The organism is Streptomyces sp. (genome assembly GCF_031181705.1).
In the GTDB taxonomy this organism is placed as follows: Bacteria; Actinomycetota; Actinomycetes; order Streptomycetales; family Streptomycetaceae; genus Streptomyces.
In genome coordinates this window covers 8,646-20,277 of sequence record NZ_JAPSKN010000107.1, presented here as the reverse complement: position 1 = coordinate 20,277, position 11,632 = coordinate 8,646, and the positions used below count along the sequence as shown (strand labels likewise).

The 11,632-nt window shown below is 73.6% G+C and carries 12 protein-coding genes and 1 tRNA gene; 8 read left to right on the top strand and 5 right to left on the bottom strand.

What is annotated here, in order from left to right:
• Positions 1–286: 286 nt before the first annotated feature.
• Both RIN80_RS19795 and RIN80_RS19790 read right to left on the bottom strand, forming a co-directional pair.
• A tRNA-Met gene (locus RIN80_RS19795) sits at positions 287–360 on the bottom strand.
• Positions 361–421: 61 nt separating this feature from the next.
• Positions 422–1,552, bottom strand: a complete 1,131-nt coding sequence (locus RIN80_RS19790; protein ID WP_309096951.1) for a dihydrofolate reductase family protein — start codon at positions 1,550–1,552, stop codon at positions 422–424.
• A 75-nt stretch (positions 1,553–1,627) separates the two neighbouring features.
• Between RIN80_RS19790 and RIN80_RS19785 the strand changes: the two genes are divergently transcribed.
• From RIN80_RS19785 to RIN80_RS19775, 3 genes are all read left to right on the top strand, one after another.
• Positions 1,628–2,143 (top strand): MarR family transcriptional regulator, encoded by a 516-nt coding sequence (locus RIN80_RS19785; protein ID WP_309096950.1) that lies wholly within the window; start codon positions 1,628–1,630, stop codon positions 2,141–2,143.
• Positions 2,144–2,282: 139 nt separating this feature from the next.
• Entirely contained in the window at positions 2,283–2,924 is a 642-nt protein-coding gene (ribA, locus tag RIN80_RS19780) for a GTP cyclohydrolase II (RefSeq protein ID WP_309096949.1), read from the top strand.
• A 117-nt stretch (positions 2,925–3,041) separates the two neighbouring features.
• The gene (locus RIN80_RS19775) at positions 3,042–3,560 is read left to right on the top strand and encodes a MarR family transcriptional regulator (RefSeq protein ID WP_309096948.1); all 519 of its coding nucleotides are present in this window, start codon (positions 3,042–3,044) and stop codon (positions 3,558–3,560) included.
• A 55-nt stretch (positions 3,561–3,615) separates the two neighbouring features.
• Here the strand turns inward: RIN80_RS19775 and RIN80_RS19770 are convergent, their stop codons facing one another.
• On the bottom strand, positions 3,616–4,476 hold the full coding sequence (locus tag RIN80_RS19770; RefSeq protein WP_309096947.1) for an RNA polymerase sigma factor SigF: 861 nt from the start codon (positions 4,474–4,476) through the stop codon (positions 3,616–3,618).
• A 332-nt stretch (positions 4,477–4,808) separates the two neighbouring features.
• Positions 4,809–5,303: a MarR family transcriptional regulator gene (locus tag RIN80_RS19765; protein ID WP_309096946.1), complete on the bottom strand. Its 495-nt coding sequence runs from the start codon at positions 5,301–5,303 to the stop codon at positions 4,809–4,811.
• A 223-nt stretch (positions 5,304–5,526) separates the two neighbouring features.
• Between RIN80_RS19765 and RIN80_RS19760 the strand changes: the two genes are divergently transcribed.
• The 5 genes from RIN80_RS19760 to RIN80_RS19740 all read left to right on the top strand — a co-directional run bounded on the left by RIN80_RS19760 (position 5,527) and on the right by RIN80_RS19740 (position 9,642).
• Positions 5,527–6,687 carry a PP2C family protein-serine/threonine phosphatase gene (locus RIN80_RS19760; protein ID WP_309096945.1) on the top strand — a complete coding sequence of 387 codons (1,161 nt, stop codon included), beginning with the start codon at positions 5,527–5,529 and terminating at the stop codon, positions 6,685–6,687.
• Between the two features lie 144 nt (positions 6,688–6,831).
• Positions 6,832–7,743, top strand: a complete 912-nt coding sequence (locus tag RIN80_RS19755) for an STAS domain-containing protein (protein WP_375141740.1) — start codon at positions 6,832–6,834, stop codon at positions 7,741–7,743.
• Positions 7,740–8,165, top strand: coding sequence for an STAS domain-containing protein (locus RIN80_RS19750; RefSeq protein WP_309096943.1), 426 nt, complete (start codon positions 7,740–7,742; stop codon positions 8,163–8,165). The genes RIN80_RS19755 and RIN80_RS19750 overlap by 4 nt, the downstream gene beginning before the upstream one ends.
• Positions 8,162–8,605: an anti-sigma regulatory factor gene (locus RIN80_RS19745; RefSeq protein ID WP_309096942.1), complete on the top strand. Its 444-nt coding sequence runs from the start codon at positions 8,162–8,164 to the stop codon at positions 8,603–8,605. Before RIN80_RS19750 ends, RIN80_RS19745 begins: the two co-directional genes overlap by 4 nt.
• Positions 8,605–9,642, top strand: a complete 1,038-nt coding sequence (locus RIN80_RS19740; protein ID WP_309096941.1) for an ATP-binding protein/SpoIIE family protein phosphatase — start codon at positions 8,605–8,607, stop codon at positions 9,640–9,642. Before RIN80_RS19745 ends, RIN80_RS19740 begins: the two co-directional genes overlap by 1 nt.
• A 16-nt stretch (positions 9,643–9,658) precedes the next feature.
• On the opposite strand, the gene RIN80_RS19735 is transcribed toward RIN80_RS19740, so the two are convergent.
• Positions 9,659–11,590: an ABC transporter ATP-binding protein gene (locus RIN80_RS19735; protein ID WP_309096940.1), complete on the bottom strand. Its 1,932-nt coding sequence runs from the start codon at positions 11,588–11,590 to the stop codon at positions 9,659–9,661.
• Positions 11,591–11,632: the final 42 nt, after the last annotated feature.

The following is an 11,632-nucleotide window of genomic DNA, read 5'->3' as shown; positions in this document are numbered from 1 at the left end:
GCCGCCTTCTGTGACGGCTGGGACGACCGCGCTGCGTTATCGAACGTTAATGGAGGCGCGGTGCGTATTCCAGCGATTCCGCTTGATCATTAACCTTTTTCGCGCGGACGTACCTGCCATGACCGGCCCAAATCGGGCGAGTTGGCCGCCTCTCAAGCGACTCAACGGATTTGACGGTGTGTCAGTTGTTATGCGGAGCGGGAGGATTCGCTCACCGTGCGTAAGGGGGAATCGGGAAAAGCACCGAGGGCCGGAACCCTTTCGGATTCCGGCCCTCGGCCTTCAGTAGCGGGGACAGGATTTGAACCTGCGACCTCTGGGTTATGAGCCCAGCGAGCTACCGAGCTGCTCCACCCCGCGTCGTTGTGACTCCAGTGTACGCCATGCGCAGGACAGCTCGCGCCACACCCGCCGCCGGGGCTCAGGACAGCAGATGGCGGTTGGGCGCCTGGGCCCGCTCGGCGTGCTCCGGGAGGACGACGACCTCCGCCCCGGCGGCGGCCAGGACGCCACTGCCGTCGGCCGCCGCCACGAAGGTGTCCGGCTCGCGCCAGGCGGTGACCACCCGGCGCACACCCGCGTCGAGGATCAGCCGGGCACAGGGCGTGGGCCGGGAGGAGCGGCGGGCGCAGGGCTCGAGGCTGCTGTACACCGTCGCGCCGGCAAGCCGCGGGTCGGCCGGGTCGATCCCGGCCAGGGCCGCCTCCTCGGCGTGCACGACCGGGTCGCCGCCCTCGCGGGAGTGGCCGCGGGCCAGCTCCGTGCCGTCGGCCGCGACCACCACCGCGCCCACGCTGAACGCCGTGTCCGAGGGCGGGCAGCGCTCCGCCAGCTCGCAGGCGAGGGCCAGCCAGTGGTGGTCGGCGGCGACGGGCAGGGCGCCGGTTCCGGGGGCGGTCGGCGCGTAGCGCATGAGGACGACGTCCTCGATCCGCCGTGTCTCCAGCAGCCGGAGCCGGCCGCCCTGGTAGCCGCCGGACCCGAAGAGGCGGGGGGCCTTGGGGTCGCCCACGAACAACGGGGCGAGGACCAGCTGGAGTTCGTCGGCGAGGCCCTGGGTGAGCAGCTGGGTGTGGATCAGGCCGCCACCCTCGACCATGAGGCGCCGTACGCCGCGGACGTCGTGCAGGTGGGTGAGGAGGCGGCGCCAGTCGAGGTCCGCGCCGAGCGGGACGACGTCGGCGGCGACGCCGAGGGCGCGGGCGCGTCCGGCGCCGGTGTCGGTCGTGTAGAGGACCTTCTCGCCGCCGGTGTGCCAGAACCGGGCGTCCGGGTCGAGTTCGCCCGACCCGCTGACGGTGACCTTGAGCGGGTACTCGGGCCGGCCGGCGGCCACCCGGGCGGAGCGGCGCTCGGGCGAGTTCACCAGCAGCCGGGGGTTGTCGGCGCGGATGGTGCCGGCGCCGACCAGGATCGCGTCGACGGACGCGCGGACCTCGTCGACCCGGTCGAAGTCGGCCGGGCCGGACAGCAGCAGGCGTTCGGGACCGGTGTCGTCCAGGTAGCCGTCGAGGGAGACGGCGGCGGACAGCAGGACGTACGGGTGGGACATCGACGCTCCGCGGCTGGTCGGGACGGCGGACTGACAGAGCTTGGTTCAAGTTTGAAACAAACCTACACTGGCGGCATGACGACTCGCTGGCTCACCCCCGAGGAGCAGCGCGCCTGGCGCGCCTACATCGCCGCTTCGCTGCTCCTGGAGGACGCGATCGACCGGCAGCTCCAGCAGGACGCCGGCATGCCCCACCTTTACTACTCCATCCTGTCCGTCCTGTCCGAGGCCCCGGAACAGCGGCTGCGGATGACCGACCTCGCCGAGCGGCTGAAGATCACGCGCAGCCGGCTGACGTACGCGGTGACGCGGTTGGAGAAGGACGGCACGCTGCGGCGCGAGGCGTGCCGGCACGACAGGCGGGGCAGCATCGCGGCGCTGACCGACGAGGGGGTCGCCGTGCTGGAGCGGGCGGCGCCCGGGCACGTCGAGACCGTGCGGAGCTTCCTGTTCGACCGGATCAGCGCGGAGCAGGTCGGGCAGCTGGAGGAGATCTCCACGGCGATCGCGCGAGGGCTCCAGGAGGACGGGACCCGGCCGGCGGCGGACGACGTGCCGTGGCGGCGGAGGTCCTCGACGGCCTGTTCGTGACGCACGCCACACGGAGCCGCCCGTCATTGCTTCAAAGTTCAAGCAAGAGTAGGGTTCCGGCCGTGGGTCTGTTTCAAATCTGAAGCAACCCGCCGGACGGCTGTGCAGCCGAACAGGAACGGAACCCGAAAGGCCCCGCATGCCCGACACCCCCAGCGTCCTCGCCACCCCCCGCTCGCGCGTCCGGGTCCCGCTGCGCTTCCACGACGGCTACGAGGCCGACGCCGAGCTGGTCACCTTCCACGGCCTGGCCGACGGCCGGGAACACGTCGCCGTCGTCCTGGGCGATCCGGGCCCGGTCCCGCTCGTGCGGCTGCACTCCGAGTGCCTGACCGGGGACGTGTTCGGCTCGGCCCGCTGCGACTGCGGCCCGCAACTGCGCGAGGCGGTCGAGCGCATCGCCGAGCGCGGCGGCGTGCTCCTCTACCTGCGCCAGGAGGGCCGGGGCATCGGCCTCTACAACAAGCTGGACGCGTACGCCCTTCAGGACCAGGGCCTGGACACGTACGAGGCGAACGCGGCGCTGGGGCTGCCCGAGGACGCCCGCGACTACACGGCCGCGGCACAGATGCTGCGGGCCCTCGGCATCGGCGAGCTGGACCTGCTCTCCAACAACCCCGACAAGGCGGCCCAGTTGCGCACCCTGGGCGTCGGTGTCCGGGACCGGGTCCCGACGGGTGTCTTCACCACCGCGCACAACGTCCGCTACCTGCGCGCCAAGGTCCTCCAGACGCAGCACACGCTGCCGCTCGCGGCGCTGACGGAACTGAGCGCCGGCTGAGCCACCCGGGTCCGATCCGGCGCCGGACGGGACTGCTTGCCCTACGGCTCTTCGGGTACAGCCTTTGAATGAGGGCGACCTCCGCAGTACCCGGAGCTTATGGAAAGTGACCGTTTTGTGACCGATCTCGACGGCCCCGGAGACCACCGGGCGAGGGGACGGGGTGATGGCCCGGAGGCCGTCGCGGCGCAGATCACCGATGCCGTGGAGAGCCTGACGACCCTGTGGGCCGTCGCCGCCCAGGAAGCGTCCCTGCGGCTGTCCCCGCACCAACTGCGGGCGCTGCGCACCCTGCAGGCGACTCCCGGCCTGAACCTCACGTCCCTGGCCGACCGGCTCGACATCGGCCTTCCCACGGCCAGCCGCCTCTGCGACCGGCTGGCGGCGGCCGGCCTCCTGGAACGCGTGCCGCATCCCGGCACCCGGCGCGAGGTGCAACTCCGGCTCACCGCCCACGGCCACCATGTCCTGCGCGACGTGGCGGACCGCCGCGCCCAGGCGCTGACCACGGCACTGGAGGCGATGCAGCCGGCGGAACGGGCGGCGCTCAGCCGGGGGCTGCGGGGCTTCCTGGCCGCCCGGCGGGCCGCCGTCCCCCGCGCGGACGGCACGGACGGACCGCGCGGACACCGGTGAGCGCGGGACGTGACCGGCCGGCGGCACGTCCCGCGCTCACCGCGGGCTCAGGGCCTCACCCGGTCGCCAGCATCCCCGACCGCAGACGGGCCACCGTGCGCGAGAGCAGCCGGGACACGTGCATCTGGGAGATGCCGAGCCGGGCGCCGATCTCCGCCTGCGTCAGCTCCTCCACGAAGCGCAGGTGCAGGATGAGGCGCTGACGCTCGTCCAGTTCGGCGACCAGCGGGGCGAGGGAGTGGAAGTCCTCGACCAGTTCCAGCGCCGGGTCCTCCCCGCCGATGAACTCCGAGAGCTTGGTGTCGCTCTCCTCGGCGTCGGCGCTGATCGTGGCGTCGAGCGAGGAGGAGACGTAGCCGTTGGCCGCGATCTGCGCCTCGACGACCTCCTCCTCGGAGAGGTTCATCAGGGCCGCCAGCTCCGCGACCCTGGGCGCGCGGCCCAGCCGGGAGGCCAGCTCCTCGGTGGCCTTGGCCAGTTCCGTACGGGCCTCCTGCAGCCGGCGCGGCACGTGCACCGCCCAGGACGTGTCCCGGAAGAAGCGCTTGATCTCACCGACGATGTACGGCACCGCGAAACTGGTGAACTGCACCTCGCGGGAGACCTCGAACCGGTCGATGGCCTTGATCAGGCCGATCACGCCGACCTGGACGACGTCCTCCATCGACTGGCCGCCCGAGCGGAACCGGCGGGCCGCGAAGCGCACCAGTGACATGTTCATCTCGATGAGCGTGTTGCGCGCGTACTGGTATTCGGGAGTGCCCTCCTCCAGCACCGCGAGGCGGTCGAGGAACTGCCCCGTCAGCTCGCGCGCGTCCTGCGGAGGGATCTTCTGCGGCTCCGCGATCTGCGGCAGCTCCTCGCCTGCGTAGGTGGCGGAATCCGTCGTCGTGCCGATGCGCGTGGTCGCGGTCACGGGCCCTCCCTCGTAGTTCCGGCCCGCTCCGATCCCCCGACAGGCCACCTCCACCGCCGCTACCCCGGCTCGCCCCGGTCATGCCCCCCATCGGCCCCGGCGAGACGTAGACCACAGTCGGTGCAGGTCGGGGCGGTGTCGGGGTACCCGCACAGGCGCTGTGTCCGTGCGGGCAGGAGGGTGGGCGGGTGTGGTGCGGCGAAAGAGACCCAGGGGGTCGTGGAACGGACAGTTGTCGTTTGACAACCATAGCCGTGGAGCAACAAAGTAGCGAGGCCGAGCAGGTGACGGGAAGGGTCCGCGAGGGACGGCCCGGCGCCGCGGCGGGCAGTTCAGGCAGTCCGGGTACCGGACGCGCGGGAGTCGTCGGAGTCGTCGTGTATCTGGGCCGCCGCCGCGTCGCAGAACGCCTCCAGGCCCTGCAGCAGCGCGACCCGCTTGGCGGCGGGCATCTGGTCGAGCACCGCGCGCAGCGCCTCCTCACGGCGCACGCGCAGATCGGCCAGGAAGGCACGGCCCCGGCTGCTGAGCCGCAGACGCAGCTCACGCCGGTCGACCGGGCTCACCACGCGTTCGACGAACCCGGCCGCCTGCAGCCGGTCGCACAGCCGGCTGGTGGAGGGCGGCGTGGACGCGAGGGAGTCGGCGAGCGTGCGCAGGTTGATGCCCTCGTGGTGCTCCAGGATGAGCAGCACGCGCAGCTGCGACGCGGACGCGGGCGCCGTCGAGGCCCTGCCCCACAGGACTTCCAGCAACTCCGCCGCCGTGGAGGTCACACGAGCGACCTCTGCGGGCTCAGGGCGGGGTCGGAGGGAAGTCACAGTCACACTCTCGCAGGCACCGGGGTGGCCGTCAGCGTACTAGGCGTACGGGACGCCGGCGGTGACGACGGCCGCGGACCCCGCCCGCCCCTCCCCCCACCGCCCGCCCGCCCGCTCATAACCGGGCCCTGGCACCCCGGTCCCTCATCCCCCGAGAACCCGTCGGCCCCGGCCCGGAACCGGCCGGCGCCCGACCAAGGAATGGTGTAGCAACCCCGTGACGACGATCATGAACAGATTCGTGGCCGCCGAGCGCGCCCTGCGCACGGCGGCACCCCACCAACTGCTGGACGCGGTCCGTCGTGTACTGACCGATCAGTACGCGGCGGACTCCGTCGAGCTGTTCCTCGCCGACTACGGCCTGACCGTGCTGCAGCCGGTGTCCGAGCTGCCGCACACCCTCCAGCCGGTGCCGGTGCACAGCGGCCCGGCCGGCCGGGCCTTCGGCGCGCAGGAACCGTACGTGGAGACGCTCCCGGACGACCTCGTGCGCGCGCATCTGCCGGTCACCGTGCGCGGCGACCGCCTCGGCGTGCTGACGGTGACCCTGCCCGGCCACGAGCACGCCCGGGCCGTCCTGCCCGAACTGGCCGAGATCGCCGAGGTGCTGGGGCACGAGGTGGTGGTGGCCGAGCGGGACACCGACCTCTACCTCCAGGCCCGCCGCAGGGACCGGCTCACGCTGGCCGCCGAGATGCAGTGGCAGCTGCTGCCGGGCCGCTCCTGCGTCCGCCCCGAGTACGAGCTGGGCGCCCAGCTGGAGCCGGCGTACGCGATCTTCGGCGACAACTTCGACTGGTCCGCCACGGCCGACCGGCTCAGCCTGTACGTCACCAACGGCATGGGCGAGGGCATAGAGGCCTCCCTGCTGACGAACCTGGCGATCAACGCCCTGCGCAACGCCCGCCGGGCCGGCCTCTCCCTCGCCGACCAGGCGGCCCTGGCCGACCAGGCGGTGTACGCCCACTACCGGGGCCGCTCCTACCTGTCGGTGCTCATGCTGGACATCGACCTGGCCACCGGGCTGGTCCGGGCGGTGGACGCCGGGTCGCCGCAGCTGCTGCGGCTGCGCGAGGGCACGGTCGAGCAGGTGGCCTTCGACGCCCAGCTGCCGCTCGGCATGTTCGAGGAGACCGACTACGTGGCGCAGGAGTTCCGCGTCGAGCCGGGCGACCGACTGGTCTTCGTCAGCGACGGGGTGTACGACGTCGCCTCCCCGGGCGGCGAGACGTACGGGGCCGCCGCCCTGGCCCGGGCGATCCAGTCGACCCGGCTCCTCCCGGCCGCCGAGGTGCCCCGGGCCGTCCTGCGCGAACTGACCGGCCACCGGGGCGGGGCCGTCCCGGACGACGACGCCATGGTGGTGTGCCTCGACTGGCGTGGCCGCTGAGCGGCGGGGAAAGCGCAGGTCGAGGGCGTCCGCAGCAAGGTGTTTGGTGGTGCCGTACGTCGGCACTAATGTTTGTCATACGGCAAGTAACGGACTGAGGCGCCGGAGCGACCCCGGTCCGGCCCGCGCAAGGGAGCGATGCACGTGTCGGTGTCGGAAGAGACCGCGGAACAGCAACCGGCCGCCCACCAGGTCAGCGCCTTTCTCGAACGGCGCCGGGAGCAGATCGCCCAGCGCTGGGCCGACGCCGCCCTGTTCCGCACGGTCTTCACCGTCTCACGCGACGAAGCGGTGGAGGCGGGCAGGGCCGTGGCCGCCGCGCTGGCCGCGGTGGCCGCCGCCGGACGGCTGGAGGACATCCGGGCGTCCGGCTTCGAGGCCGTCCGCGACCAGCTGGGGCGGATGGCCGCCTCCCGCGCCCGCACGGGCACCGACCCGGACGGCGTGGCACGCGAGGTGGCCGCCCTGCGCGAGCCGGTGACCGAGCTGCTGCGCGCCGAGTTCGAGGACCCGTCGGCCCCCGGGGCCCAGGAGTGCGTCGTGGCGCTCACCGTGCTCATGGGCACGCTGCGCCTGGTCGTGATGGAGACCACCGTCAGCGCGGGCAAGGAGGTCATCGCCCGCCAGCGCGAGCAACTGCACGAGGCGACCACCCCGGTGATCAAACTCTGGGACAGCACCGTCGCCGTCCCGCTCATCGGCACCCTGGACAGCGCCCGCAGCCAGGTCGTCATGGAGTCCCTGCTGGACGCGATCGTCACCGAGCGCGCCCGGTACGCCATCCTCGACATCACCGGCGTGCCCACGGTCGACTCGCTGGTCGCGCAGCACCTGATGAAGACGGTCGCCGCGGCCCGGCTGATGGGCGCCGAGTGCATCGTCTCCGGCATCCGGCCCGCCATCGCGCAGACCATCGTCCACCTCGGCATCGACCTCGGCACGGTGCTCACCCGCGCCAGCCTGGCGGACGCCCTCGCCTACGCGCTCAGCGAGCAGGGCGTCGAGATCGCGCCGCTGCGCGCGGCCGGCGCGGCGGCGGACGCGGGCCCGCGGTGACGGGCGCCGCGGGACCCCCGACGGCCGACCCCGCCGACGGGTACGGCTACACCGTGCCGGTCCTCCGGCTCGGCGACATCCTGCTGGTCACCCTCCAGGGGGAGCTGCACGACGGCATGGCCGAGCAGCTCCAGCACGACATCACGGCCCGGATCGCGCACTCCCGGGTGACCGGCGTGGTCATCGACATCTCCGGCGTGGACATCGTCGACTCCTTCCTCGGCCGGGTGCTCGCCGAGATCGCCGCCGGAGCCGAACTGCTGGCCGCGCGGACGGTCCTGGCCGGCATGCGCCCGGCGGTGGCGATCACCCTGGTCGAGCTGGGACTGACCCTGCCCGGACTGCGGACCGCCCTGGACGTCGAGCGCGCCATGGAACTGCTCGCCCGCGACCCACGCGACGGCGAGGGGAGTCCTCGGTGACCGTTTCCCGCCACGCCGCCCCGGCCACCCTGCCCATCGGCTCGGACGCCGATCTGGCCTGGGTGCGCCAGCAGGTCCGGCAGGCCGCCGCCGAGCTCGGCTTCGGCCTGGTGCAGCAGACGAAACTGGTCACCGCCGCCAGCGAGCTGGCCCGCAACACCCTCGTCCACGGCGGGGGCGGCCATATGGAGCTCACCCCGCTGCACACCGGGCAGGCGCGGGGCCTCAGGCTTGCCTTCGTCGACTCCGGGCCGGGCATCCGCGATCTGGAGCAGGCGATGACCGACGGCTACACCAGCGGTGGCGGACTCGGCCTCGGCCTGAGCGGATCCAAGCGTCTCGTCCAGGAGTTCGAGGTGGACAGCACGCCCGGCGCGGGGACCACCGTCACCGTCACCGCCTGGGCCACCGTCGTGGCGCCGACCCGTCCGGGGCCGTGATGAGCAGGGTCTGGGACGTGCCGGTGGCCGACTCGACCCGGGTGCGGGACGTGCGCGTGGCGGCCGAGGAGGCCAGCGCCCGCGCCGGACTGCCCCCGCAGCGCACCGCGACCGCCGCGCTCGTGGCGACGGAGCTGGCGACCAACCTGCTGCGGCACGCCGACGACGGGCACGTGATCATCAACCTGGTGGAGAGCGCGCACGATCACCGGACGGCCGTGCAACTGCTGTCCCTGGACCACGGCCCGGGCATCCCGGACGTCGCGCGGGCCATGCGCGACGGCTACAGCACCTCCGCCACCCTGGGCGCCGGCCTCGGCACCTGCCGGCGCATAGCGAACGCCTTCGACCTGCACAGTGCCGTCGGCCGGGGCACCGTGGCGGTGGCCCGCATCGGCCATGACCCCGCCGTCCGGGGCGCGGCCCCGTCCCCGCACCCGCGGGCCGGCGGTGTCAACGTCCCCCTCGGCCGGGCCGAATACTCCGGGGACGCCTGGGGCCTGGTGCACACCGGCGACCGCCTGACCCTGCTGCTCGCCGACGGCCTCGGCCACGGCGTCGAGGCCGCCGAGGCCTCCACGACCGCCGTGGCCGAACTGCGCGACGTGGCGGACCGGCCCCCCTCCGACATCCTGCGGCACCTCGGCCGGGCACTGCGGCGCACCCGGGGCGCGGCCGTCGCCGTGGCCCAGGTCGACCTCGACTCCGGCCTGCTGCGCTTCGCCGGCATCGGCAACGTCGGCGCCCGGCTGCGCACCGACGGCGGCTGGAAGTCCCTGCTGTCCCACCCCGGCATCGTGGGCGCCCAGGCCCCCGCGACCGTGCCCGTACAGCGGGCACCCTGGCGCGACGACAGCCTGCTCGTCCTGCACAGCGACGGCATGCCCACCCGCTGGACCCCACCCGACGACGCCGTCCTCCTCCGGCGCGACCCGGCGGTGGTGGCGGCGGTGCTCCTGCGGGACGCGGGCAGCGCGGCCCGGCCGGCCGGGGACGACACGTGCGTGGTGGTGCTGGGGGGCGGCGCGGGCTCCTGAGCCCCTAACCGCGCCCCTACCGGGCGGTCCTCGCGGCGCGCGGCGGACCGGCGGCCGGACGCAGCATCTGCCCCGCCGCCAGTTCCCGGTAGACGGGACTGCCGGCGAGCAGCTCCTCGTGGGTGCCGCAGGCACTGACCCGCCCGTCGTCCAGCACGACGATCCGGTCGGCGTGCTGCACGGTGGAGAGCCGGTGCGCGATCACCAGCAGGGCGCATTCCCGGGCCACGTCCCGCATCACCCGGGCGAGCGCGGTCTCGTTGATGGTGTCCAGGTGGGACGTGGGCTCGTCCAGCAGGAGCAGCCGCGGCCGGGCCAGCAGGGCGCGGGCCAGGGCGACGCGCTGGCGCTCCCCTCCCGAGAGGGTGGCCCCGCGCTCGCCGAGCATGCCGGACAGGCCGCCGGGCAGCCGGCGTACGACGTCCTCGAGCCGGGCGAGTTCCACGACGCGCCGCACCTGCGCCTCGGTGGCCCCGGGCACGGCGTAGGTGATGTTGTCCCGGAGCGTTCCGTGGACGACATGGGTGTTCTGGTCGACGACGGCGATACGGGCCCGGCACTCGGACCGGGTCAGTTCGGCGGCGGGCCGCCCGTCGAAAAGGAGCGTCCCCTGGTCCGGTTCGTAGAACCTGGCCACCAGGGCGAAGATCGTGCTCTTCCCGGCTCCCGAGCGGCCCACCAGCGCGGTCTGGCACCGGTCCGCGACGCTGAGGGTCACCCCGCGCAGCACCGGCCGGGCGGGGTCGTAGCCGAAGGTGAGGTCGCGCAGGGCGAGGACGGGTTCCTCGCGCGGCGCGGTCACAGCCCTGCCGGGGAGCGGCGACGCGACCGGCTCGACGGGCACGGGTTCGGCGGGTTCGGCGGGTTCGGCGGGCAGGGTCAGCGCCTGCTCGACGCGCGCGTAGGCGCCCATGCCCCGCTGGATCAGGCCGACCGCGCGGAAGACCGACGACAGGGGCAGGACCAGGTACGAGGCGTACAGCAGGAAGGCGACCAGGTCGCCGAGGGAGTGGGCCTGCCCGCCGACGCGCAGACCGCCGACCACCAGCACCAGCAGGAACGAGCCCTGGACGGCGAGTTCGACCGCGGGGCTCATCACGGACGCGAGCTTCGCGGTCCGCACCCCCGCGCCGTACGCCGCCTCCACCCGCTCCCCGATGCGCCGCGCCTCACGCTCCTCGGCCCGGTGCACCCGGACCATCGCAAGGGCGCCCAGCGCACGCTCCAGATCGGCGGCGATGGCCCCGACGGAACTCTGCATCCGCTCGGAGGCGGCCCGGATGCCCTTCAGCAGGGACGCCACGACCAGGGCCGCGACAGCGACCGTGGCCGCGACCAGGAGCAGCAGCAGGGCGTCGAGCCACAGCATGAGGGCGATCGCGCCGGCCGCGACGAGTGACCCGGTCACCAGGTCGACCAGGGCCTGGGAGACCACTTCGCGCAGCAGGGTCGTGTCGACGGTCACCCGTGAGATCAGGTCACCGGTGCGGTGCCGGTCGTGCTCGCGCATCTCCAGCCGGAGCAGCCGCGCCACCAGGCCGTGCCGCAACTGCCGCACGACGCCCTCGCCCATGCGCTCCAGGACGTAACGCCCCACCGCGCCGGTCACCGCCTCGGCCACGAACAGCACGGCCAGGACCAGCAGCAGGACCAGCGGCACCCCGCCGCCACCGGCGTCGACGGCCCGCTGCGCGACGAGCGGCTGGGCCAGCCCCAGCGCGGAACCCACCAGGGTGAGGACGCAGGCGACGGCGACGGAGGACCGGTGGCCGGCGGTGAGCCCGTACAGGGTGCGCACGGCGGCCCGGGTGGAACGATCCGGTCCCTCCCCGGCGCGCCCGAGTTCGTCCGCACGCCCGTCCGCACGCCCGTCCTCACGCCCGTCCTCACGCCCGTCCGCACGGCCGCTCTCGCGTTCGTCCGCGCGCGCCGTTGCTGAGTCGCTCATCGGGCGGTGCGGCTCGCGGCGGGGACGGTGATGAGCCGGGCG

Bases quoted from the DNA above. Each gene is read 5' to 3' on its own strand.
- RIN80_RS19790 (WP_309096951.1), bottom strand. From the start codon at position 1,552: ATGTCCCACCCGTACGTCCTGCTGTCCGCCGCCGTCTCCCTCGACGGC.
- RIN80_RS19785 (WP_309096950.1), top strand. From the start codon at position 1,628: ATGACGACTCGCTGGCTCACCCCCGAGGAGCAGCGCGCCTGGCGCGCC.
- ribA (WP_309096949.1), top strand. From the start codon at position 2,283: ATGCCCGACACCCCCAGCGTCCTCGCCACCCCCCGCTCGCGCGTCCGG.
- RIN80_RS19760 (WP_309096945.1), top strand. From the start codon at position 5,527: ATGAACAGATTCGTGGCCGCCGAGCGCGCCCTGCGCACGGCGGCACCC.
- RIN80_RS19740 (WP_309096941.1), top strand. From the start codon at position 8,605: ATGAGCAGGGTCTGGGACGTGCCGGTGGCCGACTCGACCCGGGTGCGG.
- RIN80_RS19735 (WP_309096940.1), bottom strand. From the start codon at position 11,590: ATGAGCGACTCAGCAACGGCGCGCGCGGACGAACGCGAGAGCGGCCGT.